Below are 22,593 nucleotides of genomic sequence, written 5' to 3'. Positions count from 1 at the left end.
CGAAGAGACCGTCACAGCTCGCCCATCGGGACGCGCACGCCGCGCTCGGCGGCGACCTCGGCGGCCCGGTCGTACCCGGCGTCCACGTGCCGGATGACGCCCATGCCCGGGTCGTTGGTGAGCACCCGGCGGATCTTCTCCCCGGCCAGCGCGGTGCCGTCGGCGACGGTGACCTGCCCGGCGTGGATCGAGCGGCCGATGCCGACGCCGCCGCCGTGGTGGATGGAGACCCAGGAGGCGCCGGAGGCGACGTTGACCATGGCGTTGAGCAGCGGCCAGTCGGCGATCGCGTCGGAGCCGTCCAGCATCGCCTCGGTCTCCCGGTACGGCGAGGCGACGGAGCCGCAGTCCAGGTGGTCGCGGCCGATCACGATCGGGGCGGACAGCTCGCCGGAGGCGACCATGTCGTTGAAGCGCTCGCCGGCCTTGTCGCGCTCGCCGTATCCGAGCCAGCAGATGCGCGCGGGCAGGCCCTGGAAGTGCACCTTCTCCTGGGCCATCCTGATCCAGCGGTGCAGCGACTCGTTCTCCGGGAAGAGGTCGAGGACGGCCCGGTCCGTCCGGTGGATGTCCTGCGGGTCCCCGGACAGTGCCGCCCAGCGGAACGGGCCCTTGCCCTCGCAGAACAGCGGACGGATGTAGGCGGGGACGAAGCCCGGGAAGGCGAACGCGCGGTCGTAGCCGGCGAGCTGGGCCTCGCCGCGGATCGAGTTGCCGTAGTCGAAGACCTCGGCGCCGCGGTCCAGGAAGCCGACCATCGCCTCGACGTGCCGGGCCATCGACTCGCGCGAGCGGGTGGTGAACTCGGCGGGCTTCTCGGCCGCGTAGGCGGCCATGTCGTCGAAGTCGACGCCGACCGGCAGGTAGCTGAGCGGGTCGTGGGCGCTGGTCTGGTCGGTGACGACGTCGATCGGCGCGTCCATCGCGAGCAGCTGCGGGAAGACCTCGGCGGCGTTGCCCAGCAGGCCGATGGAGAGCGGCCGGCGCTGGTCGCGGGCGGCGGTGGCGAGCTCCAGCGCGTGGGAGAGGTCCTTCGCCTCGACGTCCAGGTAGCGGTGCTCGATCCGGCGGGCGATCCGGGACGGGTCGCAGTCGACGCAGATCGCCACGCCGCCGTTCATGGTGACGGCCAGCGGCTGGGCGCCGCCCATGCCGCCGAGGCCGGCGGTGAGGGTGATGGTGCCCTCCAGGGTGCCGCCGAAGCGCTTGTTGGCAACGGCGGCGAAGGTCTCGTAGGTGCCCTGGAGGATGCCCTGGGTGCCGATGTAGATCCAGGAGCCGGCGGTCATCTGCCCGTACATGGTGAGCCCGAGGCTCTCCAGCCGGCGGAACTCCTCCCAGTTGGCCCAGTCGCCGACCAGGTTGGAGTTGGCGATCAGCACCCGCGGCGCCCACTCGTGGGTCTGCATCACACCGACCGGGCGGCCGGACTGGACCAGCATGGTCTCGTCCTGCTTCAGCCCCTCCAGGGTGCGCACCATGGCGTCGAAGGAGCGCCAGTCCCGCGCCGCCTTGCCCGTCCCGCCGTACACCACCAGCTTCGACGGGTGCTCCGCGACCTCGGGGTCGAGGTTGTTCATCAGCATCCGCAGGGCCGCCTCCTGCTGCCACCCCTGCGCCGTCAGCCCCGTCCCGCGCGCCGCGCGCACCTCACGCGGCCCGCTCGCCTGCTGCACCATAGTCCCGGCCTCTCTGCGGATGGATTCATTCAAGCTCGGTTCGATTGAATATAACTAAACAGTCGGCTTCCGACCAGAGGTCTGGCGAAGTGAGCCCGCTGGAGGGGAAGTCGTACAAGACCCCCGGCTCTGCCGTCAGGGCGATCATCGGCCACCACGACCCGGGGGTCTCGGGTTCTCGGAACGGCTGGTCCTTCTTCACCCTGTCCGACGGCAGCAGCCGCCCTCTTCGGAGCATCCGGCGCTGAGCGTCACGGGAAGGCGTCCGCAGAAAAGGCCGTGCCCCGGGCGGCATGCGAAGCAGAGGCGGACCCGGGGCGTACCTGTCGAAGCCACCAGAGGGGGCCGGCCGTCGGGCGCCACGGTTCTGCCCCCAGCGGCTGCCCGCCCTCACGCAGCCGCGTCACCGCCGTCCCAGTCGATGCCGATCTCGGCGAGCCAGCGGCGGTCGTCGGCGTCCGGGGCGGGCGGGGACGGCGGACGGGGGATGTTCTGGACGGGGCCGAGGCCGTACTTCTCGGCGGCCGCGGCGGCGCGGGCGTCGGGCTCGATGACGCCGACGTGGACGGCCGTCTCGTCGCCCGGGTCGAGGACGGTCAGTTCGGGCTCGGGCAGGCGCCGCAGGGTGACGCGGCGGCCGCAGGTGGGGCAGGACCATTCGTCGGCGCCGGAGGAGAGGCGGGCGACGAACTTCATCTCGTGGATCACGCGCATTGGGCGGCACCCCCTGTAGGAGGGGATGCCCGGCTTCGCGGCGGCTACTCCCCCGCCGCCGCCGCGAACCCGCCCGCTCCGGGCGCGGTCACTCCAGGAACAGCCCGCGCGCCGCCGCGGACTGCTCGATCGCCTCCAACCGGGCCTCCGCGCCCGGGAGTTCGTCGCACATGGACTGCAACAGCACCCGGCCGAGCATCATCGGCGCGCACGCGGTGTCGAAGACCAGCCCGGTGCCGACGGCGGCCGGCAGCATCAGGTCGGACAGCTTGGCGACCGGCGCGAAGGCGCTGTCGGCCACCGTGAGCACCGTCAGCCCGCACTCGCGGGCCACCGTCAGCGCGTCCATCAGCTCCCGCGGGTAGCGCGGCAGGGCGAAGCAGAGCAGCGCGCTGGCCCCGGCCGCCCGGGCCTGCTCCAGCCGGTCGGCGAGCATGCTGCCGCCCTCGTCCAGCAGCCGGATGTCCGGGTGCACCTTGGCCGCGAAGTAGGCGAAGCCGCGCGCCTGCGCCGAGGCGGCCCGCAGCCCGAGCACCGGCAGCGGGCGGGAGGCGGCGAGCAGCCGGGCCGCCCGGGCGATCGGCTCCGGGTCGGCGAGGAGCTCGGCGAGGTGGCGCAGGTGCGCGATCTCGGCCAGCACGGCCTGCTGGTACTCGTTGCGCACCGCGTCGTCCGGGGACTCCGGCGCGGCCTGCTCGCCGCCGCCGAGTTCCCGCAGCTGCTTGCGCAGCGCGGGGTAGCCGTCGTACCCGAGCGCGACCGCGAAGCGGGTGACGGACGGCTGGCTGACGCCCGCGAGTTCGGCGACCTCCACGCTGGACAGGAACGGCGCCTCGGTGGCGTGCCGCACCAGCGAGTGGGCGATCCGGCGCTGGGTCGGCGTCAGCCGGTGCCCTTCGAACAGCTGGAGCAACCGGGCGGAGGGGCCGACGCTGCCGGCCTCGTCGGTGGCGGTCATCAGCGGGTACCTCCGGGTGGGAGCGGTTCGGACGACGACTGTGCAGCAGCGGGCCGCGGCTGGCAAAGACGTCTCGTACGGCGGGACGTCCGGTGGGACGGGCCCGCGGGCCGGGCGGCGGCGGTCCCGGGCCCGGCGGGGCCGGGTGGGCAGGGTCGACCCTGATTTCCCCCTGAGCCCACCCGGATTCCCCCCGCGAACGGATGGACCGGGCGCTGCGGCTGCCCCACGCTGGTTCCATGGACACTCGTCAGGACGACCTGAGGCGCGACCTCGACGCCACCCTCCAGGCCCGCAAGGAGCTCGGCAAGGACTACGAGGACGCCCTCGTCGACTCCTTCGTGAAGCGCCTCGACGCCCGGCTGGACGCCCGGGTGGACCGGTCGGCGGCCGAGCGGGAGGACGCCTACGAGCCGCGCTCCCCGTACCGGGGCCACCCCCGCCGCCGGGGCCCGGGCTGGCACTCCAACACCGGGCTCGCGGTGACCTCGCTGGTCCTCGGCATCCCGCTGTCGGGGATCGCGGGCAGCCCGGAGAGCGGCGGCTTCGCCGGCCTGGTGGTCTGCTGGGCGGGCATCGTCGGGGTCAACCTCGCCGCCGCGCTGGGCAGCCGCCGCGGCCGCGGGGAGCGCGCGCCGCGGCGCGACTGGGACTGATCCCCCGTCACCCCGCGGCGGCGCCACCGGCTCAGGCCAGCGGGCCGGTGACCTGCTCGACCGCCCGCACCAGCGCGCCGGAGGCGACCAGCTCGGCGGCCGCCTCCAGGTCCGGCGACAGGAAGCGGTCGCGGCCGGCGCCGCCGACCCCCGCCTCCCGGGCTGCGGCCAGCGCGGCCGCGGTGGCCGGGGCGAGCCGGCCGGCGCCGTCGGCCTGCTGACGGATCTCCAGCGCCCGCGCGGAGGCGGTGAGTTCGACGGCCAGGATGCGGCCGAGGTTGGCCACCGCCTGGCGCAGCTTGCGCGCCGCCGACCAGCCCATCGACACGTGGTCCTCCTGCATCGCGGAGGAGGGGATCGAGTCGACCGAGGCCGGGACGGCGAGCCGCTTGTTCTCGCTGACCAGCGCGGCCTGGGTGTACTGGGCGATCATCAGGCCGGAGTCCACGCCCGGGTCGTCGGCGAGGAAGGCCGGCAGGCCGTGCGAGCGGGCCTTGTCGAGCAGCCGGTCGGTGCGGCGTTCGGAGATCGAGCCGAGGTCGGCGGCGGCGATGGCGAGGAAGTCCAGCACGTACGCGACCGGCGCGCCGTGGAAGTTGCCATTGGACTCCACCCGGCCGTCCGGCAGCACCACCGGGTTGTCGACCGAGGCGGCCAGCTCGCGCGCGGCGACCAGCTGGGCGTGCGCCAGGGTGTCCCGGCCGGCGCCGGCCACCTGCGGGGCGCAGCGGATCGAGTAGGCGTCCTGGACGCGCGGGGCGTCGTCCTGGTGGTGGCCGGTGAGGCCGGAGTCCTTGAGGACGGCGAGCATGTTGGCGGCGCTCAGCGCCTGGCCCGGGTGCGGGCGGATCGGGGCGTGCAGCTCGGGGGCGAGCACCTTGTCGGTGCCGAGCAGCGCCTCCAGGCTCATCGCGGCGGTGATGTCGGCGGTGGTGAACAGCCGCTGGAGGTCGGCGACGGCCATCACCAGCATGCCGAGCATGCCGTCGGTGCCGTTGATGAGGGCCAGGCCCTCCTTCTCCAGCAGCTCGACCGGCTCGATCCCGGCGGCGGCGAGCAGTTCGGCGACGGGCTTCTCCACGCCGTCCGGGCCGGTGGCGGTGCCCTCGCCCATCAGGACCAGCGCGCAGTGCGAGAGCGGGGCGAGGTCGCCGGAGCAGCCGAGCGAGCCGAACTCCCGGACCACCGGGGTGATGCCCGCGTTGAGCAGGGCGGCCATGGTCCGCGCGACGACCGGCCGGACGCCGGTGCGGCCGGAGGCGAGCGTCTTCATCCGCAGGAACATCAGCGCGCGGACGACCTCGCGCTCGACCGCCGGCCCCATGCCGGCGGCGTGCGAGCGCACCAGCGACCGCTGCAGCTGGGCGCGCAGCTCGGGGCTGATGTGGCGCACGGCGAGCGCCCCGAAACCGGTCGACACGCCGTAGACGGGGCGCGGCTCGGCCGCGAGGGCGTCGATCCGCGCACGGGCGGCCGCCATCTCGGCCAGCGCGTCGGGACCGATCTCGACCCGGGCGTTGCCCCGGGCGACGGCCAGCACGTCCTCGGCGCTGACGTCGGCCTTGCCGACCAGGACCAGCGGAGCGTCGGGGGCCACAGCACTGTGCATATCCATATACACCATCACATCAGGTGAATGAAGATATGACAACAGGTGCCCGCCCTCCGGATTCTCCGCCTTCCGGGCCGGCGCCGCACACCGCGGCCCCCGCGCCGCCCCCGGTCACCTGCCCAGCTCGGCCTCGATCAGGTCCGCCGCGCGGGCGGTACCCCCCTCGGCGCGGACCTCGGCGGACAGTGCGCGCAGCCGCTCGGCCACCGCCGGATCGCCGACCAGCTCCAGCAGGGCGCGGCGCAGCGCCTCCGCCGTGGCCTGCCCGGTGTCCAGCCGGCGGGCGACCCCGTGGCCGACCAGGGCGTCCGCGTTGGCGAACTGGTCGGCGGCCTGCGGCACCGCGATCATCGGCAGCGCGTGGTACAGCCCCTCGCTGGAGCCGCCCATGCCCGCATGGGTGACGAAGGCGTCGGCCTGGGAGAGCACCGACAGCTGGGGCACCCACCGGTGCACCTCGACGGTGTCCGGCACCTCGCCGAGCTCGGCCAGGTCGGTGTGCCGGCCGACCTGGAGCACGGTGTGCCAGCCCGGCAGCTCGCCGAAGGCCCGGATGCAGGCCCGGTAGAAGGCGGGCTGGTGGGTGAAGGCCGAGCCCAGCGAGACCAGCAGCACCTTCTCGGCGCCGGCCGGGCGCTGCCAGTGCCCCTGGTGGGAGCGGTCGCCGAAGCAGGGCCCGACGAAGGTGTAGCGCCGCCCGTCGACCCGGTCGGCGTTGGGCTGGAGCGCCCGCGGGACGAGCGCGAGGCACCGCTGCGGGCGGCCCTTGAAGGCGTCCACGTCGCGCTCCACCGTGCCGGCCGCGGCCAGCCAGTCGGCGAACCGGCGGTAGTGCTCGGGGCCGCCCGGGCCGTTGCGGGTCGCCTCGAAGACGGCGGCCAGGTCCTCCTCGATGCCCTCCCAGCCGACGAAGCTGGACGACAGCTGCACCACCGGCACGCCCAGCCGCTCGCCGAGCGCCCGGCCGGCGAAGCCCGCGATGTCGTACAGCACCAGGTCGGGGCGGTCGTCCTCGAAGGCCTCCAGCATGGCGGCCCACATCGACAGGGTGTCGTCCAGGAAAAGGTCCTGGATCGCCACCGGGTCCTCCGGCCAGCCGCCCGGGTCGTCGGTGAGCGGCAGCTTGGCGGGGTACGGGACGAGCGTCGCACCGGTGGACTCGACGGTCTCCCGGAAGGACGGGTCGTTGACGTAGCTGACCCGGTGGCCCCGGGCGACCAGCTCGGCGATCACGGCGAGGCTGGGGTTGACGTGCCCGTGGGCCGGTACGGAGACCATCAGGATGTGTGCGGGGCGGTTCACGGGCACCTCCGGGGGAGAGCGGTCGAGGGGACGCGGCCAAGACGAGACGGATCGTCTCGCGAGGTCTTGAGAAGACAATACGTCTCGTCTCGCTGTTTCGCCTAGAATTTTTCCCATGGCCTCCAGAACCGCTCCCGACCCCGCCCGCCGCAGCGAACGCGCCCGCGCCGCCGTCCTCGCCGCCGCCGCCGAACTCGTCGCCGAAGTCGGCTACGGCAGGCTGACCGTCGAGGCGATCGCCGCCCGGGCCGGCGTCGGCAAGCAGACCATCTACCGGTGGTGGCCCTCCAAGGGCGCCGTCGTCTTCGACGCCTTCCTCGCCGCCGGCGAGCACGACGGCGGCCTCGCCCTGCCCGACACCGGCGACCTCGCCGCCGACCTGCGCGCCGTGCTGCGCCCCACCAGCGACGAGCTCGGCGACCCGGCCACCGACCGCACCTACCGGGCGCTGGTCGCCGAGATCCTCAACGACCCGGCGCTGCACGCCGAGTACCGCACCCGTCTGCTGGACCCCCTGCTGGAGGTCACCCGGGACCGCCTGCGCAGCGCCCGCGAGGCCGGCGGGCTCCCGCCCGACACCGACCTCGACCTGGCCGTCGAACTCCTCTACGGCCCGATCTACTACCGCTGGCAGTACCGGCTCGGCCCGCTCACCCACGAGCACGCCGACCGCCTGGTCGACGCCGCCCTGCGGGCCCTCAACCGCCCTGCCGCCCCCGGCGCCTGAGGCAGAGCACCGCCACCCAGGCGGCGAGCCCGCAGAGCAGGACGGCACCGGCCAGGACGAACGGCCCGCCGCCCCCGCCGTGCGAGCCGTGCCGCGCCCGGTGCTTCTTGGCCTTGGCGAGCACCGACTCCGTCACCCGGTGCGCCCCGGCGACGGCCCGCAGCCGGTCCGTCCGCTCAGGATCCGTGCGCTCGGGCTCCACACGTTGGGGCTCCACACGTTGGGGCTCCACACGTTGGGGCTCCGCCCGTGCCGCCGTCCCGGCCGCCCGCACCGGTGCCGGCGCCACCGCCGAGGCGGGTACGGCCCCCGCCGCCGCGCCCCCGAGCACCAGCACCGCGGCCGTCGCCGCCCCCGCCCACCGTCCGCCCACGGCCGAACCCCCGTCCACCGAAAGACCGTTGCCCCCACCATCCACCCGCCCGGCCCGCCGCCGGTACCCCCGGGATCCGACCGCGACCGGGCCGCGACACCCCCGTCACCGAATCCGCACACACGGCTCCGCGGCCGGGCTCCGCGGCGCGCTCAGACCACCGGCGGCGAGGCCGGCCCCGCCAGCGCGACCGAGACCAGCGCCCGCATGGCGCAGGCCGCCTGGCCCAGCGGCAGCGTGGCGTCGTCGGCGAAGAGCTCCACCAGCCAGCCCCCGGCCGGGTTCTGGCCGCCCGCGGCGACCATGCCCCGGTAGCCGGAGACCACGAGCATCGCCTCCTCCGCCGGGTCGTTGCCGGCCGCACCCGCCCGCAGCGCGAAGGCGCCGCCGCGGACGGCGCGGCGGGTCATCGGGTAGTGCCGCAGGTCGAACACCGCGTCGGGCGCCTCGATCTGGGCCCGCTGGGTCTCGGCACGGACGCTGCTGGGGCCGCTGGTCATCCGGTAGACGGCGTGCTGGGCGGTGCGCATGAGGTGGGAGCCGGGCGGGACGTACGAGACCCACCAGCCGACGGCGTCCAGCAGCCGGGCGGAGGCCTCGGCGACCACGACCAGCTTGCCCAGGGTGTCCGCGGGGTGGACGGCCCGGGCCGAGGCGGCCCGGTCGAGCGCGGCGAGCACCGAGGTGAGCAGCTGCCCCGGGTCGGCGCTGTGGGCGGCGCCGCGGAACCGCCGCCGGTCCCCCGCCCCGGCCCGGCCGTTCGACCCGCGCCGCCCGTCCGCCCGGTGGTGCGGGTCGGCGGCGTCGGCGAGCAGCACGGTCGGGTCGGGCGAGAAGCCGGGGCCGTGGCTGCGCCCGGCGACCACCGGGTGGGCGGCCCGGGCGGCCTTGGCCCGGTACTGGGCGGCGTCGGCGAGCCGGAACAGCCGGTCGGGGGTGGTGACGGGCCCGATCGAGTCCCCGGTGGAGGCGACCCCGCAGGCCACGCCCTCGCCCTCGGAGAGCGCGAGCGCCCGGGCGCACAGCTCCTCGGCGACGGCCACCACCTCGTCGGCCTTCTGGCCCTCCACCAGCAGGCAGAACTCGTCGCCGCCGAGCCGGGCGGCGAGGCTGCCGGGGAGCCTGGCGGCGGCCAGCGAGAGCTGGTGGGCGAACCGCTCCAGCAGCCGGTCGCCCATCTCGTGGCCGAGCTGGTCGTTGACCCGCTTCAGCCCGTTGACGTCGCAGACCACCAGCGAGACCACGGTGTCGTCCCGGTTGTGCGCCTCCAGGGCGCTCTCCAGCCGGGCGTCCACGGCCCGCCGGTTGGCCAGGCCGGTGAGCGGGTCGGAGAAGGCGAGCCTGCGCAGGTCGGCGAGGCGCTCGGTCTGCGCCAGCCCGGCCGAGACCTGGGCGGCGAGCAGCGTCGCGTAGTCGGCGTCGGCCTCGGTGAACTCGGGCATCCCGGCCGACCGGGCGAGGTACAGCTCGCCCCAGGCCTGGCCGTGCAGCACGATCGGTGCCACCACGCAGCAGGCCCGCCCGCGCCGGCGCAACGCCGCGGCGCGCTCCTGGCAGTAAGCGCCGGCGGTCGGGTGGGCGTGCCCGGCGTGCGTCTCGCTGTTCTCGGCGCTCTGCAGCCAGGCGCGCGGCAGTCGCCCGGTGGACCAGCGCTCCTCCAGGTACGTGACGATCTCGGGGAAGTCGGCGACGGGGTAGGACTCGTCCTCCGGCAGCTCCTCCTCCCCCGGGGCGAGTTCGCCGTGGTTCACCAGCACGCGCAGCCGGCCGGACTCGCGGTCCCAGACCGAGACGGCGGCCATGGTGGCGCCGAGCGCCTCGGTGGCCCGGGCGGCGGCGGCCCGGACGGCCTCCAGCGGGGTGAGCGCGGCGGCCATGTCCTGGGCCAGTTCGACCACGGACTGGAGCCGCAGGTCCGGCAGCGGGTCCGGGTGCCGCGGACCGCCGCAGTCGCAGCCGCGGTCCGTCATGATCGCCTCACTGCTCACCGGCTCGCCTCGCTCCCTGTGCTCGGTCCTGCCAGACCCCCGTCGACCGGCCGCACCCGACCGGCCGCTTGCACCAAGACTATGGCGGTTTCATTCGGTTATGCCCCGTTTGCCCGGACGGACCCGCAGGGGAACGTACGGGTTTCAACCGTTCGGCATCCGGAGGACCGCGTCCGCCACCGGGAAGACTGCCCGGGAACCGCCCCCGCACGCGTCGTCACCGCGCCCTGGGTGCCCGCCCGCGCTCCGGACCGGCACCGGCCGCGCGCCGGCCCTACTCGGCCTTCAGCCGCCGGGTGAGCAGCCACGGCTCGACCAGTCCGAGCCCCCGCACCGGCCGCCGCCACATCGGCTGGAGGTGGAAGCGGGCCCCGGCCTCCGGGCCCGGTATCGGCAGCCCGGAGGCGGGCATCCCCGCCGCGGCCGACAGCGCCTCGGCGAGGCCCGGCCCCTCCGCGTCGGCGGGGGCGACGCTGCCGTTCTGCTCCAGCGCGGCGGCGAACTCGCCGTCGATCAGCACCGCGTCCTTGGGGGCGATCGAGGTGAGCCGGCTGGCGAGGTTGACGGTGGTGCCGAAGACGTCGCCCATCCGCGAGGTGACCGTCCCGAAGGCCATGCCGACCCGCAGCGGCGGGATGCTGTCGTCCTCGGCCAGCGCCTCGATCAGGCTCAGCGCGATCTCGGCGGCGGTCGCCGGGTCCTCGGAGACGTAGAGGATCTCGTCGCCGAGCGTCTTGATCACCCGGCCGCCCTGCCCGGCGATCAGGTCAGAACAGGTGTTCTCGAAGGTCTCGACCAGCTCGCCGAGCTCCTCCTCCTCCAGCCGCCGGGACAGCCGGGTGAAGCCGACCAGGTCGGCGAAGCCGACGGCGAGCCGCCCGCTGGTGATCTCGTGGTCCTCGGCGGCCTGCACCACCCGGCCGGTAACCGCCGCCAGCTGGCGCCGCCAGACGTACACCAGGAACTGCTCCAGCTCCGGCAGCAGCAGCTCGACCAGCGGGTACGCGACGTCGGCGCGGGTCAGCCCCGGCTCGGCGGACTGGGTGAGGTTCTCCAGGAAGGTGTCCATCTGCCAACCGGCCAGCCGGGCCGTGGTCTGGCCGGTGGACCGGGCCACCTGGATCGCCATCGACTCGCTGAGCAGCCCGGACTCGACCAGGCCGGCCAGCCGCCGCAGCGCGATCACGTCGCCGTCGGTCAGCGCCCGGGACTGCCCGATGTCGGGGAAGCCCATGGCCCGCCAGAACCGGGTGGCCAGCTCCATCGGGACGTCGGCGGCACGCGCGGCCTGGTACGGGGTGTAGCGGCGCGGCGCGTCCAGGATCAGGCGTTCCAGTTCGAGCGCGACCGTGGGGTCGTTGCCGCCCCCCGCCGCGCCGCCGCTGCCGTCCTCTGCCACCGGTCCGTCCCCGTGCGCCTGCCGCACTCGCCTCGTGTCCTACCTGTCCGGGCGCGCCGTCCGCCACCCGGGCGGGCAGTGGCGCGCCTCACACCGCTGCCAGGTGGAATGTTCGCACGGAATCGTCGGATCCGGGGCATCAGCCCGGGTCAAGGGGAGGTGAAGACTGCCGTTCAGCGGGGTTCGGGGCGCACGTGGACGACGTCGCCCGCGCCGACCGCCCGGCGTACGCCGTCCGGCGTGCGGACCACCAGCCGCCCGTCGCCGTCCACCGCCACCGCCTCGCCGACCAGCTCGCGGTCGCCCGGCAGGTGCACCTTCACCTGGCGCCCGAGCGTGGTGCAGCGGTCCACGTAGGCGCGCAGCAGGTCGCTGGCGTGCGGGTCCCCCGCGGCGGCGGTCCACTCCCGGTACAGCTCGGCGAACTCGCGCAGCAGGGCGCGCAGCAGGGTGCCGCGGTCGGTGGTCGAGGCGCCGGCCAGCCCGAGCGAGGCGGCGGTGGGGACGGGCAGTTCCTCGGCGCGCAGCGAGACGTTGAGGCCCATGCCGACCACCACCGCGCCGCCGGACAGCTCGGTGAGGATGCCGCCGAGCTTGCGCTCCGCGCCGTCGATCTCCACCTGGAGGTCGTTGGGCCACTTCAGCCCGACCTCGACCCCGGCGACCCGGCCCAGCGTGCTGGCCGTGGCCACCCCGACCAGGATCGGCAGCCAGCCGTAGCGCTCGACCGGCACCCCGTCGGGGCGCAGCAGCACGGACAGGAACAGCCCGGAGCGGGGCGGAGCCGTCCACCGACGGTCCAGCCGGCCGCGGGCGGCGCTCTGCGCCTCGGCGACCAGCACCGCACCCTGTCCGGCGCCCGCCGCGGCCCGGGCGGCGAGGTCGCTGTTGGTGGAGCCCGTCTCGGCGACGACGTCCAGGGAGGTCCACAGGCCGCCCGGCAGGAGCAGGTCGTGGCGCAGCGCCTCCTCGTCCAGCGGCGGACGGTCCAGGTCGGTCCAGGGGGACGGTCCGGCGTGGCCGAAGCCGCGCAGTCCGCTGCGACGGGGGCTCTCTGGTGCGTTCATGGGGGCAACCCTAGATCGGCCACGGGCCCAGGCCGCCCCATCGTCCCGCAGAACGGCCGTCGGCAAAACTGTGTCGATGGCCATAACGCCGGGACGTGCCGCATCGCCCTCCGCGATGGCTACGCTACCCAGCGGTAGTTCGTAGCGCCGCCCTGCCCCAGGCGCGGGCCCGCCCCCCGGCCCCGCGCGCACGCGAACAGGCGCGGCCATGGATCAGGGAGAGCCACCGGATGACCGAGGCGCCGTACGACCCCCACACCACCGCCGGCAAACTCGCCGACCTGCGCCGCAGGCTCGACGAGGCGGTGCACTCCGGCTCCGCGAAGGCCGTGGAGAAGCAGCACGCCAAGGGCAAGCTGACCGCCCGCGAGCGGGTCGTGGAACTGCTGGACGAGGACTCCTTCGTGGAGTTCGACGAGTTCGCCCGGCACCGCTCGACCAACTTCGGCCAGGAGCGGAACCGGCCGTACGGCGACGGCGTGGTGACCGGCTACGGCACCGTGGACGGCCGCCAGGTCGCCGTGTTCGCCCAGGACTTCACCGTCTTCGGCGGCTCGCTCGGCGAGGTCTTCGGCGAGAAGATCGTCAAGGTGATGGACTTCGCGCTGAAGACCGGCTGCCCGGTCATCGGCATCAACGACTCCGGCGGCGCCCGGATCCAGGAGGGCGTGGTCTCGCTCGGCCTGTACGGCGAGATCTTCCGCCGCAACGTGCACGCCTCCGGCGTGATCCCGCAGATCTCGCTGATCATGGGCCCCTGCGCGGGCGGCGCGGTGTACTCCCCCGCGATCACCGACTTCGTGGTGATGGCCGACCGGACCTCGCACATGTTCATCACCGGCCCCGACGTGATCAAGACCGTCACCGGCGAGGACGTCGCGATGGAGGAGCTGGGCGGCGCCCGCACCCACAACACCAAGTCGGGCAACGCCCACTACCTGGCCGCGGACGAGAAGGAGGCGATCGAGTACGTCAAGAGCCTGCTGTCGTACCTGCCCTCCAACAACCTGAGCGACCCGCCGTCCTACCCGGAGCAGGCCGACCTCTCCGTCACCGCCGAGGACCTCGAACTCGACACCATCGTGCCGGACTCGGCGAACCAGCCGTACGACATGCGCAAGGTGATCGAGCACATCGTCGACGACGGCGAGTTCCTGGAGACCCAGCCGCTGTACGCGGGCAACATCATCACCGGCTTCGGCCGGGTCGAGGGCCGGTCCGTCGGCATCGTCGGCAGCCAGCCGATGGACCTGGCCGGCTGCCTGGACATCAACGCCAGCGAGAAGGCCGCCCGCTTCATCCGCACCTGCGACTCCTTCAACGTCCCGGTGCTGACCTTCGTGGACGTGCCCGGCTTCCTGCCCGGCACCGAGCAGGAGTGGGACGGCATCATCCGGCGCGGCGCCAAGCTGATCTACGCCTACGCCGAGGCCACCGTCCCGCTGATCACCGTGATCACCCGCAAGGCCTTCGGCGGCGCGTACGACGTCATGGGCTCCAAGCACCTGGGCGCCGACCTCAACCTGGCCTGGCCGACCGCGCAGATCGCCGTGATGGGCGCGCAGGGCGCCGTCAACATCCTGCACCGCCGGGAGATCGCCGAGGCCGAGGCGGCCGGCACCGCCGAGGAGAAGCGGGCCGAGCTGGTCGCCTCGTACGAGGACACCCTGCTGAACCCGTACCTGGCGGCCGAACGCGGCTACGTGGACGCGGTGATCGCGCCGAGCGAGACCCGCCGGCACATCGTCCGCGGCCTGCGGGCGCTGCGCGGCAAGCGCGAGGTGCTGCCGCCCAAGAAGCACGGCAACATCCCCCTGTAGGCCCCGTCCCCGTCGGGAGAGAACCCGCCATGTCCCCGATCCACGTGCTGCACGGGCAGCCGACCCCCGAGGAGCTGGCCACCGTCCTGGCGGTGGTCCAGTCCCGGGCCGCCGCCGCGCAGGCAGCCGCCGAGGCGGCGCGCCTGGCCGGTGCCGGCCCGGCCTCCCCCTGGAACGACCGCGCCCGCCTGCTGCGGCCCGCCGTCCGCCCGGGCGCCGACGCCTGGCGGACCTCGGGCTGGGCGCACTGACGCCCCCGCCACGCAGGGGGAGGCCGGGCCCGCCGGCCTCCCCCTGCGGCTGTCCGGGGCGCCCGCTCCGCCCGGAACATGAGTACGGGTACTCAGGCGCCCGCGGCCCCCGCGGCGCACTCTGGACGGGTGCTCTGGTCAGACCCCCGCGACGAGCCCTCGCCCGAGGCCCGTCGGATGCAGGAGCGGATGCAGCGGGCCGGCCGGGTGCTCGCCGCCCTGGTGCTGGTCGGCGCCGTGCTGCTCATGCTGTCCCGTTCCTTCACCTGAGCCGTTCACCCGGACGGCGGACATCCGGACCCCCTACGCTGGTGGACATGACCGACCAGCGCGCTCTCGTCCTCGCGTCCGCCTCCCCCGCCCGCCTCGGGCTGCTGCGCCAGGCGGGCCTCGACCCGCGCGTGGTGGTCAGCGGCGTCGACGAGGACGCGATCACCGCCGCCACCCCCGCCGAGCTGGCACTCGTCCTGGCCGAGGCCAAGGCGAAGGCCGTCGCCGCCGGGCTCGCCGACGGCGAGCTGGTGATCGGCTGCGACTCCGTCCTGGAGCTGGACGGCCGGGCCCTGGGCAAGCCCGCGGACGCCGCCGAGGCGCTGGCCCGCTGGCAGTCGATGCGCGGCCGGGCCGGGGTGCTGCGCACCGGCCACTGCGTGATCGACACCGCGACCGGCCGGCAGTCCTCCGCCACCGCCTCCACCACCGTCCGCTTCGGCACCCCGGACGACGCCGAGATCGCCGCGTACGTGGCCTCCGGCGAACCGCTGCACGTGGCCGGGGCGTTCACCCTGGACGGCCGCTCGGCGCCGTTCGTCGACGGCATCGACGGCGACCCGGGCAACGTCATCGGCCTGTCCCTGCCGCTGCTGCGCCGGCTGCTCGCCGACCTCGGCGTGCGGATCACGGACCTCTGGACCCGGACCGACGGTTAGCACGCACACCGGTGGTCCGACGGTCCGGATCCGACAAAATCCGGACGGCAGGCCTGGGACAACCGGCCTACGACAGCCGCATCCCGCCCCCATAAGCTGACCGCGGTCCCGAACGGGAGGGGGTGCGGCAGGTGACCGACAGCATGCTCAACGTGGTGCTCGGCCTGGTGGCCAGCGCGATCAGCGCCGGCCTCGGCTGGCTGGCCCAACTGCTGCGCCGGCGCCGCAGGGTCGAGCGGGTGCGGGAGTTCCTCGGCCTGCCGGCCGGCAGCGAGTGCCTGATCGTGGTGCCCCGCAGCATCGGGACGGGCTCGCACGCCGACACCGTCACCCGGCGCGACGCCTACGCGCTGATGTGGCTGGCCGGACTGGTCGAGGAGTGCGGGGCGCGGCCCGAGCTGGTCGCGCACGACGCCGCGCACCGCGGGCTGGGCGCCAAGACCGAGCTGTGCCTGGGCGGCCCGGTCAGCAACGAGCGGACGGCCGCGCACCTGGCCTGGGGCCTGCCCGGGGTGACGGTCACCTCCGGTCCCGAGCGGGGCTCCAACGTGATCCTGGTCGGCGAGCGGGACTTCACCGCCCGCTCCGACGAGACGCACGCCCTGCTCGCCCGGATCGCCACCCCGGACGGCGGCCGCCCGGTGTTCCTGGTCTGCGGCCAGACCGGCACCGCCAACCAGGCCGGGGTGCGCCACCTGGTCGCGCACCACCGCCGCCTCGCCCGGACGTACGGGCGCGACGGCACCTTCGCGCTCGTCCTGCGGGTCGTCAACCCGGAGGCGTACGGGCCGGACATGGTCGAGGTGGCGGCCGACGTGACGGCGGAGGCGCTCAGGCGGCCGGCGTGACGGCGGGGTACCGGGGCGGCGGCCCACCGCGGGCTCCGGCGCCGCTCCAGCGCTCCGCGCGACACTGTGGCCCATGCCACCCTCCGCCACGCCGTCGGCCGGTCACCCGCCGTGGCCCCCGCCGCTCCGGGCGGACCGGCGCCGACCTGCGGCGTCGTCCCGGGGCCGCCACCACGCCCGGGAAAGCCATCACCGAGCGTGTGGGATAGTTCACAACCCGGGGCTACTCGCCGGTACTGCCCGGGAATCCATAAACTCAACGAGGTTCAAGAAGGGAGCCACAGTGCGCAAGGTGCTCATCGCCAACCGCGGGGAAATCGCCGTCCGCGTCGCCCGGGCCTGCTCGGACGCCGGTATCGCCAGCGTCGCCGTCTACGCCGAGCCGGACCGGGATGCGGTGCACGTCCGCGCGGCCGACGAGGCTTACGCGCTGGGCGGTGACACCCCCGCTACCAGCTACCTGGACATCGCCAAGGTCCTCAAGGCGGCCGCCGACTCCGGGGCCGACGCCGTCCACCCCGGCTACGGGTTCCTGTCGGAGAACGCCGAATTCGCCCAGGCCGTCCTCGACGCGGGCCTGATCTGGATCGGCCCGCCGCCGCAGGCCATCCGCGACCTCGGCGACAAGGTGACGGCCCGGCACGTCGCCCAGCGGGCCGGTGCCCCGCTGGTGGCCGGCACCCCCGACCCGGTCTCGGGCGCCGACGAGGTCGTCACCTTCGCCCGCGAGCACGGCCTGCCGGTCGCCATCAAGGCGGCCTTCGGCGGCGGCGGGCGCGGCCTCAAGGTCGCCCGCACGCTGGAGGAGATCCCCGAGCTGTACGACTCCGCGGTGCGCGAGGCCGTCGCCGCCTTCGGCCGCGGCGAGTGCTTCGTCGAGCGCTACCTGGACAACCCGCGGCACGTGGAGACCCAGTGCCTGGCCGACAAGCACGGCAACGTGGTGGTCGTCTCCACCCGTGACTGCTCGCTCCAGCGGCGCCACCAGAAGCTGGTCGAGGAGGCGCCCGCGCCGTTCCTGACCGAGGAGCAGAACGCCGAGCTGTACCGGGCGTCCAAGGCCATCCTGAAGGAGGCCGGCTACGAGGGCGCCGGGACCTGCGAGTTCCTGGTCGCCAAGGACGGCACGATCTCCTTCCTGGAGGTCAACACCCGTCTCCAGGTGGAGCACCCGGTCACCGAGGAGGTCACCGGCATCGACCTGGTCCGCGAGATGTTCCGGATCGCCGACGGCGAGGAGCTCGGCTACGACGACCCGGAGATCCGCGGCCACGCCTTCGAGTTCCGCATCAACGGCGAGGACCCGGGCCGCAACTTCCTGCCCGCGCCCGGCACCGTGACGCTGTTCGCCCCGCCGTCCGGGCCGGGCGTGCGCCTGGACTCCGGCGTGGAGAGCGGCTCGGTCATCGGCCCCGCCTGGGACTCGCTGCTGGCCAAGCTGATCGTCTCCGGCCGCGACCGCAAGCAGGCCCTGGAGCGGGCCCGCCGCGCGCTGGCCGAGTTCAGGGTCGAGGGCATGGCCACCGCCATCCCGTTCCACCAGGCGGTCGTCGCCGACCCGGCGTTCGCGCCCGAGGTGCACGGCAGCGACCAGCCGTTCACGATCTACACCCGGTGGATCGAGACCGACTTCGACAACACCATCGCGCCGTTCGCCGGCGCGGCCGGTGACGGCGAGGAGGCCGAGACCCGGGAGACCGTGGTGGTCGAGGTGGGCGGCAAGCGGATCGAGGTCTCGCTGCCGTCCTCGCTGGGCGTCACGGCGGCTCCGGCGGCCGGTGCCGCGGGCTCCGCCAAGGCCAAGCGCCGGGTGGGCGCCAAGAAGGCCGGCTCGGCCCTCAGCGGTGACACCCTGGCCTCGCCGATGCAGGGCACCATCGTCAAGGTCGCCGTCGAGGAGGGCCAGGTCGTCGCCGAGGGCGAGCTGATCGTGGTCCTGGAGGCGATGAAGATGGAGCAGCCGCTGAACGCCCACAAGGCGGGCACCGTCTCCGGCCTCAGGGCCGAGGTGGGCGCGAGCGTCAGCAGCGGCGCCGCGCTCTGCGAGATCAAGGACTGACGCCGCCCCTGACCGCCGGACCGGTCCGTACGCCCCTTGGGGGTGTGCGGACCGGTTCCGTTTCCGGCGTCCGCGCAGTGCCCTGACGCCCGCGCGGCTCCCGCCCGGTGCCCTGTCCCGCCCGGCGCCCTAACGCCCGCGCGGCAGGCCCATCTCGGCCAGCCGGGCCGGCATCCCGCCCGGGCCGGCCGGCCCGCCGTGCGCGCCGGGACGGCGCTGGCCGGGCAGCGGGGCGCCGCCGGGGGGCGGCCCGCCGCGGCGGGCCATCGGGCCGGGCTGGGCCTGCTGCTGGTGCATCGGGCCGTTGCCGGTGCCGTGCACCGGGGCGTCACCGCCCGGGCCGGCGCCCAGCGGGGCCAGGTCGACCTGCACCCCGCAGTCGGCGAGCGCGTCCAGCTCGCGGGCGGTGCCGTCGTCCGCGGTGGCCTGCTCGTCGGTGACCAGCCGGGTGATGGTGTCGGTGGCGACGGTCTGGAACATGCCGGCCGCGCCGAGCTTGGTGTGGTCGGCGAGGACGATCACCTCGGCGGCCGCCAGCACCATGGCCCGGTCCACGCTCGCGGACAGCATGTTCGCCGTCGACAGCCCGCGCTCGGCGGTCAGCCCGCTGCCGGAGATGAAGGCCTTGGTGACCCTCAGCCCCTGCAGGGACTGCTCCGCGCCACTGCCCACCAGCGCGTAGTTGGAGCCGCGCAGGGTGCCCCCGGTCATCACCACCTCGACCCGGTTGGCGTGCGCCAGCGCCTGGGCGACCAGCAGCGAGTTGGTGACCACCGTCAGCCCGGGCACCCGGGCCAGTCGGCGGGCCAGCTCCTGGGTGGTGGTGCCGGCGCCGACCACCACGGCGTCGCCCTCCTCCACCAGGCCGGCGGCGAGGTCCGCGATGGCGCTCTTCTCCGCCGCGGACAGGTGGGTCTTCTGCGGGTAACCGGGTTCGCGGCTGAAGCCGCCGGGGAGCACCGCGCCGCCGTGCCGGCGGTCGAGGAGCCCTTCTGCCTCCAGCGCCCGCACGTCACGGCGCACGGTCACTTCGGAGGTCTGGACGACGCGGGCCAACTCCCGGAGCGAGACGGCTCCGTTGGCGCGCACCATTTCGAGGATCAACTGGCGACGTTCTGCTGCAAACACAGAACCGACGGTAACCTGCGTGACCGTCTGCTTTCAGGCGTTTGCAGCTAGTAGCGGGAATTGCTCACGCACGAGCGGCGCGTGACCGTACAATGCGCGCCGCCAGGGGCCCGGGACTGCGCCCGCCGTCCGGGTGACGCACGCCCCGACGCAAAGGGCGGCCGCCGATCGGCAGCCGCCCCCAACTGTGCGTCGAACGCTCAGGATTCGCCGTCGACCCGCTTCCGGACGTGCAGCTGGCGGGCCGCCTCGGCGGTCGAGCCGGAGACGGACGGGTAGACGGTGAAGGCGCTGGCCACCTGTTCGACGGTCAGATTGGCGTCCACCGCGAGCGCGATCGGGTGGATCAGCTCGCTGGCCCGCGGGGCGACGACCACGCCGCCGACCACGATGCCGGTGCCCGGGCGGCAGAACAGCTTCACGAAGCCGTCCCGGATGCCCTGCATCTTCGCCCGCGGGTTGCCGCGCAGCGGGAGCTTGACGACGACGGCGTCCATCTTGCCGCACTCCACGTCGGCCGCCGTGTAGCCGACGGTGGCGATCTCCGGGTCGGTGAAGACGTTGGAGGCCACCGTCTTGAGGTTCAGCGGCTGCACCGCGTCGCCGAGCGCGTGGTACATCGCGATCCGGCCCTGCATGGCCGCCACCGAGGCGAGCATGAAGACGCCGGTGCAGTCGCCCGCCGCGTACACGCCGGGGGCGGTGGTGCGGGAGACCCGGTCGACCTGGATCTGGCCCCAGTCGTTGAGCTTGACCCCGGCCTCCTCCAGGCCCATCTCGGAGGTGTTCGGGATCGAGCCGACGGCCATCAGGCAGTGGGTGCCCTCGATCACCTTGCCGTCGGCCAGCACGACCTCGACCCGGTCGCCGATCCGCTTGACGCTCTCGGCGCGCGAACGGCCCATGACGTTCATGCCCCGGCGGCGGAAGACGTCCTCCAGCACCTCGGCGGCGTCCGGGTCCTCGCCCGGCAGCACCCGGTCGCGGCTGGAGACCAGGGTCACCTTGGAACCGAGCGCCTGGTAGGCGCCGGCGAACTCGGCGCCGGTGACACCGGAGCCCACCACGATCAGCTCGCGGGGCAGTTCCTCCAGGTCGTACACCTGGGTCCAGGTCAGGATCCGCTCGCCGTCCGGCTGGGCGTCCGGCAGCTCGCGCGGGTGGGCGCCGGTGGCGACCAGCACCGCGTCGGCGCGCAGCGACTGCACGGTGCCGTCCGGGGCGTCCACCAGCACCTCGCGGGAGCCGTCCACGGCCTGCCCGCCGGTGCCGAGCCGGCCGCGGCCGCGCAGCACGGTGACGCCGGCCCGGGTGACGGACTGGGTGATGTCGTGGGACTGCGCGATGGCCAGGCGCTTCACCCGGCGGTTGACCTTGCCCAGGTCCACCCCGATCACGTCGGCGGCCTGCCCGGCCGGGCCGGAGGACCCCACCGGGTCCGCGACCAGGATGCCCAGTTCCTCGTACGAGCTGTCGAAGGTGGTCATCACCTCCGCGGTCGCGATCAGGGTCTTCGACGGAACGCAGTCCGTGAGCACCGCCGATCCGCCCAGACCGTCGGTGTCGACGACGGTCACCTCCGCGCCGAGCTGTGCGGCGACCAGGGCCGCCTCGTAGCCGCCGGGTCCGCCACCGATGATCACGATCCGAGTCACGCCTCCCATTGTCCCGCACGCCGCGAGCGCCGCCACGCCGGGGTCCGGGCTCGGCCCACCGACGACCGCTCGCGGCGGCCCGGCCACCGCCCGGGCTACGCTGGCCCCCATGCCCCTCTACGCCGCGTATGCCACCAACCTCGATGCCCGGCAGATGACCCGCCGGGCCCCGCACTCCCCACTGCGCGGCACGGGGTGGCTCGCCGGCTGGCGGCTCACCTTCGGCGGCGAGCAGCTGGGCTGGGAGGGCTCGCTGGCCACCGTGGTCGAGGACGAGAAGGACCAGGTCTTCGTCTCCCTCTACGACGTCGCGCCGATGGACGAGGAGGGCCTGGACCGCTGGGAGGGCGTCCAGCTCGGCATCTACCGCAAGATCAAGCTGCGCGCGCAGACCCTGGACGGGGACATCCAGGTCTGGACGTACGTGCTCAACGACTACGAGGGCGGCCTGCCCGCGGCCCGCTACCTCGGACTGATCGCCGACGCCGCGGAGAGCGCCGGCGCCCCGCACGACTACGTGATGGACCTGCGCCGCCGCCCCTGCTGACCGGCCCGCGGCCCCCAGCTGCGGGCGGCGTCCGCCAGCACCCCGGCCACCACCGCGCGCCGGGCCGGCTCGGTGCGCAGCCTCCTGCCCAGCTCGACGTGGAGCCACGGCACCCCGGCGCCGGCCGCGCGCCGGCCCTCGACGTTGGTGGTGCCGGCCAGCCTTCCGTCGCCCTCCCGCCAGGCCCGGCAGACCGCGTACCCGGCCCGGGCCAGCCCGTCGGCGACGAGCTCGGCGGCCGGCCCCGGCCGCCCGGCGCCGGGCGAGACCACCGCGTCCCGCCCGGGCAGGCCGGCCTCGGCGAAGCCGTGCACCTGGATGCCGGGCAGTCCGCGCCCGGTGAGCACCCCGACCACGGCGGCGAAGACGGTGTCGGCGCGGTGCGCGACGTCCGAGGAGCCGTCCGGCCCGGCCCGGCGGTGCGCCCCGGCGAGCACCAGCACCCCGCCCGGCACGGCCCGGAACACGTCCACCCCGAGGGCTTCGGTGCGGGCGTCGGAGACCGGGTGGGGCACCTGCACGGACCACGCGGGGCGGGCCGAGAGGTCCAGGTAGACCCGGCCCCAGCCGCGGGTCGACTCGGCCGAGGCGTCGGCGAGCTCGGCCACCCGGCGGCCGGTGGCGGCCTCGGTGAACTCGGTGCGCCGGTAGCCGGCCCGGGCCAGCGCGCGGTCCGCCCGCTCGGCCCGCCCGTCCAGCAGGGCCCGCACGCCCTCGGCCAGCGCCCGGCGCTGCGCGGCGTCCGGCGCGGTGTAGGCGCCCCACCGGAACCCGCCGACGTACGCGTCCACCCGGGCCGCCAGGTCCGGCCCCGGGGCAGGCGGGCCCGCCCCTCCGAGTGCGATGGCCATGATCGACTCCGTGGTCCGAGGGACCGGCGG

The 22,593-nt window shown here is 74.7% G+C and carries 21 protein-coding genes and 1 pseudogene; 10 read left to right on the top strand and 12 right to left on the bottom strand.

All coding sequences use genetic code 11. The annotated features are described in order from the left end of the window. Positions 1-11: 11 nt before the first annotated feature. Complete coding sequence (gene hutU, locus ACH5AR_RS06975; RefSeq protein WP_396300316.1) at positions 12-1,679, bottom strand: urocanate hydratase; 1,668 nt, start codon at positions 1,677-1,679, stop codon at positions 12-14. Positions 1,680-1,768: 89 nt separating this feature from the next. On the opposite strand from hutU, the gene ACH5AR_RS06970 reads away from it, so the two are divergent. Beyond that, positions 1,769-1,927, top strand: a complete 159-nt coding sequence (locus ACH5AR_RS06970) for a hypothetical protein (protein WP_396300315.1) — start codon at positions 1,769-1,771, stop codon at positions 1,925-1,927. A 142-nt stretch (positions 1,928-2,069) separates the two neighbouring features. On the opposite strand, the gene ACH5AR_RS06965 is transcribed toward ACH5AR_RS06970, so the two are convergent. Then, a complete protein-coding gene (locus ACH5AR_RS06965; protein ID WP_396300314.1) occupies positions 2,070-2,393 on the bottom strand; it encodes a hypothetical protein in 324 nt (107 codons plus the stop codon). Positions 2,394-2,481: 88 nt separating this feature from the next. After that, positions 2,482-3,351, bottom strand: a complete 870-nt coding sequence (locus tag ACH5AR_RS06960; protein ID WP_396300313.1) for a MurR/RpiR family transcriptional regulator — start codon at positions 3,349-3,351, stop codon at positions 2,482-2,484. A gap of 239 nt (positions 3,352-3,590) precedes the next feature. Between ACH5AR_RS06960 and ACH5AR_RS06955 the strand changes: the two genes are divergently transcribed. Beyond that, the gene (locus ACH5AR_RS06955) at positions 3,591-4,007 is read left to right on the top strand and encodes a hypothetical protein (protein ID WP_396300312.1); all 417 of its coding nucleotides are present in this window, start codon (positions 3,591-3,593) and stop codon (positions 4,005-4,007) included. A gap of 31 nt (positions 4,008-4,038) precedes the next feature. Here the strand turns inward: ACH5AR_RS06955 and hutH are convergent, their stop codons facing one another. Next, entirely contained in the window at positions 4,039-5,616 is a 1,578-nt protein-coding gene (gene hutH / locus ACH5AR_RS06950) for a histidine ammonia-lyase (RefSeq protein ID WP_396300311.1), read from the bottom strand. A 114-nt stretch (positions 5,617-5,730) separates the two neighbouring features. Further along, entirely contained in the window at positions 5,731-6,897 is a 1,167-nt protein-coding gene (locus ACH5AR_RS06945; RefSeq protein ID WP_396300371.1) for a macrolide family glycosyltransferase, read from the bottom strand. A 139-nt stretch (positions 6,898-7,036) separates the two neighbouring features. On the opposite strand from ACH5AR_RS06945, the gene ACH5AR_RS06940 reads away from it, so the two are divergent. Beyond that, the gene (locus ACH5AR_RS06940) at positions 7,037-7,648 is read left to right on the top strand and encodes a TetR/AcrR family transcriptional regulator (RefSeq protein ID WP_396300310.1); all 612 of its coding nucleotides are present in this window, start codon (positions 7,037-7,039) and stop codon (positions 7,646-7,648) included. Here ACH5AR_RS06940 and ACH5AR_RS06935 read toward each other — a convergent pair. From ACH5AR_RS06935 to ACH5AR_RS06920, 4 genes and pseudogenes are all read right to left on the bottom strand, one after another. Then, positions 7,620-7,865: a hypothetical protein gene (locus tag ACH5AR_RS06935; RefSeq protein ID WP_396300309.1), complete on the bottom strand. Its 246-nt coding sequence runs from the start codon at positions 7,863-7,865 to the stop codon at positions 7,620-7,622. The two genes, ACH5AR_RS06940 and ACH5AR_RS06935, sit on opposite strands and share 29 nt — an antisense overlap. Before the next feature lie 899 nt (positions 7,866-8,764). After that, a pseudogene (locus ACH5AR_RS06930) lies at positions 8,765-9,898 on the bottom strand (diguanylate cyclase domain-containing protein); the annotation flags it as partial. A gap of 385 nt (positions 9,899-10,283) precedes the next feature. After that, positions 10,284-11,408 carry an adenylate/guanylate cyclase domain-containing protein gene (locus tag ACH5AR_RS06925; protein WP_396300308.1) on the bottom strand — a complete coding sequence of 375 codons (1,125 nt, stop codon included), beginning with the start codon at positions 11,406-11,408 and terminating at the stop codon, positions 10,284-10,286. A 173-nt stretch (positions 11,409-11,581) separates the two neighbouring features. Continuing rightward, a complete protein-coding gene (locus ACH5AR_RS06920; RefSeq protein ID WP_396300307.1) occupies positions 11,582-12,475 on the bottom strand; it encodes a biotin--[acetyl-CoA-carboxylase] ligase in 894 nt (297 codons plus the stop codon). 230 nt (positions 12,476-12,705) lie between these two features. Between ACH5AR_RS06920 and ACH5AR_RS06915 the strand changes: the two genes are divergently transcribed. The 6 genes from ACH5AR_RS06915 to ACH5AR_RS06890 all read left to right on the top strand — a co-directional run bounded on the left by ACH5AR_RS06915 (position 12,706) and on the right by ACH5AR_RS06890 (position 18,382). Next, a complete protein-coding gene (locus ACH5AR_RS06915; RefSeq protein ID WP_396300306.1) occupies positions 12,706-14,295 on the top strand; it encodes an acyl-CoA carboxylase subunit beta in 1,590 nt (529 codons plus the stop codon). A 29-nt stretch (positions 14,296-14,324) separates the two neighbouring features. Beyond that, on the top strand, positions 14,325-14,546 hold the full coding sequence (locus tag ACH5AR_RS06910; RefSeq protein WP_396300305.1) for an acyl-CoA carboxylase subunit epsilon: 222 nt from the start codon (positions 14,325-14,327) through the stop codon (positions 14,544-14,546). 129 nt (positions 14,547-14,675) lie between these two features. Continuing rightward, a complete protein-coding gene (gene mmpB / locus ACH5AR_RS06905; protein WP_396300304.1) occupies positions 14,676-14,816 on the top strand; it encodes a morphogenic membrane protein MmpB in 141 nt (46 codons plus the stop codon). 47 nt (positions 14,817-14,863) lie between these two features. Continuing rightward, positions 14,864-15,475, top strand: coding sequence for a nucleoside triphosphate pyrophosphatase (locus ACH5AR_RS06900; RefSeq protein WP_396300303.1), 612 nt, complete (start codon positions 14,864-14,866; stop codon positions 15,473-15,475). 131 nt (positions 15,476-15,606) lie between these two features. Next, positions 15,607-16,323 (top strand): hypothetical protein, encoded by a 717-nt coding sequence (locus ACH5AR_RS06895; protein WP_396300302.1) that lies wholly within the window; start codon positions 15,607-15,609, stop codon positions 16,321-16,323. A gap of 283 nt (positions 16,324-16,606) precedes the next feature. Further along, on the top strand, positions 16,607-18,382 hold the full coding sequence (locus tag ACH5AR_RS06890) for an acetyl/propionyl/methylcrotonyl-CoA carboxylase subunit alpha (protein ID WP_396300301.1): 1,776 nt from the start codon (positions 16,607-16,609) through the stop codon (positions 18,380-18,382). A gap of 129 nt (positions 18,383-18,511) precedes the next feature. On the opposite strand, the gene ACH5AR_RS06885 is transcribed toward ACH5AR_RS06890, so the two are convergent. Together ACH5AR_RS06885 and ACH5AR_RS06880 are read right to left on the bottom strand one after the other, a co-directional pair. Next, the gene (locus ACH5AR_RS06885; protein ID WP_396300370.1) at positions 18,512-19,474 is read right to left on the bottom strand and encodes a DeoR/GlpR family DNA-binding transcription regulator; all 963 of its coding nucleotides are present in this window, start codon (positions 19,472-19,474) and stop codon (positions 18,512-18,514) included. Between the two features lie 236 nt (positions 19,475-19,710). After that, the gene (locus tag ACH5AR_RS06880) at positions 19,711-21,174 is read right to left on the bottom strand and encodes an NAD(P)H-quinone dehydrogenase (RefSeq protein WP_396300300.1); all 1,464 of its coding nucleotides are present in this window, start codon (positions 21,172-21,174) and stop codon (positions 19,711-19,713) included. A gap of 100 nt (positions 21,175-21,274) precedes the next feature. Between ACH5AR_RS06880 and ACH5AR_RS06875 the strand changes: the two genes are divergently transcribed. Continuing rightward, complete coding sequence (locus ACH5AR_RS06875; protein WP_396300299.1) at positions 21,275-21,712, top strand: gamma-glutamylcyclotransferase; 438 nt, start codon at positions 21,275-21,277, stop codon at positions 21,710-21,712. Here ACH5AR_RS06875 and ACH5AR_RS06870 read toward each other — a convergent pair. After that, positions 21,679-22,563, bottom strand: coding sequence for a hypothetical protein (locus tag ACH5AR_RS06870; RefSeq protein WP_396300298.1), 885 nt, complete (start codon positions 22,561-22,563; stop codon positions 21,679-21,681). The two genes, ACH5AR_RS06875 and ACH5AR_RS06870, sit on opposite strands and share 34 nt — an antisense overlap. Positions 22,564-22,593 lie beyond the last annotated feature (30 nt).

Source organism: Kitasatospora sp. NPDC018619 (assembly GCF_044391605.1).
GTDB lineage: Bacteria > Actinomycetota > Actinomycetes > Streptomycetales > Streptomycetaceae > Kitasatospora.
The sequence above is the reverse complement of the archived record's forward strand: the minus strand, read 5'-3'. Positions and strand labels throughout refer to the sequence as shown.

What these genes read in the sequence shown, in the direction of transcription:
- hutU (WP_396300316.1), bottom strand. Translation starts at nt 1,679, where the DNA reads ATGGTGCAGCAGGCGAGCGGGCCGCGTGAGGTGCGCGCGGCGCGCGGG.
- ACH5AR_RS06965 (WP_396300314.1), bottom strand. Translation starts at nt 2,393, where the DNA reads ATGCGCGTGATCCACGAGATGAAGTTCGTCGCCCGCCTCTCCTCCGGC.
- ACH5AR_RS06960 (WP_396300313.1), bottom strand. Translation starts at nt 3,351, where the DNA reads ATGACCGCCACCGACGAGGCCGGCAGCGTCGGCCCCTCCGCCCGGTTG.
- ACH5AR_RS06955 (WP_396300312.1), top strand. Translation starts at nt 3,591, where the DNA reads ATGGACACTCGTCAGGACGACCTGAGGCGCGACCTCGACGCCACCCTC.
- hutH (WP_396300311.1), bottom strand. Translation starts at nt 5,616, where the DNA reads ATGCACAGTGCTGTGGCCCCCGACGCTCCGCTGGTCCTGGTCGGCAAG.
- ACH5AR_RS06945 (WP_396300371.1), bottom strand. Translation starts at nt 6,897, where the DNA reads ATGGTCTCCGTACCGGCCCACGGGCACGTCAACCCCAGCCTCGCCGTG.
- ACH5AR_RS06940 (WP_396300310.1), top strand. Translation starts at nt 7,037, where the DNA reads ATGGCCTCCAGAACCGCTCCCGACCCCGCCCGCCGCAGCGAACGCGCC.
- ACH5AR_RS06920 (WP_396300307.1), bottom strand. Translation starts at nt 12,475, where the DNA reads ATGAACGCACCAGAGAGCCCCCGTCGCAGCGGACTGCGCGGCTTCGGC.
- ACH5AR_RS06915 (WP_396300306.1), top strand. Translation starts at nt 12,706, where the DNA reads ATGACCGAGGCGCCGTACGACCCCCACACCACCGCCGGCAAACTCGCC.
- ACH5AR_RS06910 (WP_396300305.1), top strand. Translation starts at nt 14,325, where the DNA reads ATGTCCCCGATCCACGTGCTGCACGGGCAGCCGACCCCCGAGGAGCTG.
- ACH5AR_RS06900 (WP_396300303.1), top strand. Translation starts at nt 14,864, where the DNA reads ATGACCGACCAGCGCGCTCTCGTCCTCGCGTCCGCCTCCCCCGCCCGC.
- ACH5AR_RS06885 (WP_396300370.1), bottom strand. Translation starts at nt 19,474, where the DNA reads ATGGTGCGCGCCAACGGAGCCGTCTCGCTCCGGGAGTTGGCCCGCGTC.
- ACH5AR_RS06880 (WP_396300300.1), bottom strand. Translation starts at nt 21,174, where the DNA reads ATGGGAGGCGTGACTCGGATCGTGATCATCGGTGGCGGACCCGGCGGC.
- ACH5AR_RS06875 (WP_396300299.1), top strand. Translation starts at nt 21,275, where the DNA reads ATGCCCCTCTACGCCGCGTATGCCACCAACCTCGATGCCCGGCAGATG.
- ACH5AR_RS06870 (WP_396300298.1), bottom strand. Translation starts at nt 22,563, where the DNA reads ATGGCCATCGCACTCGGAGGGGCGGGCCCGCCTGCCCCGGGGCCGGAC.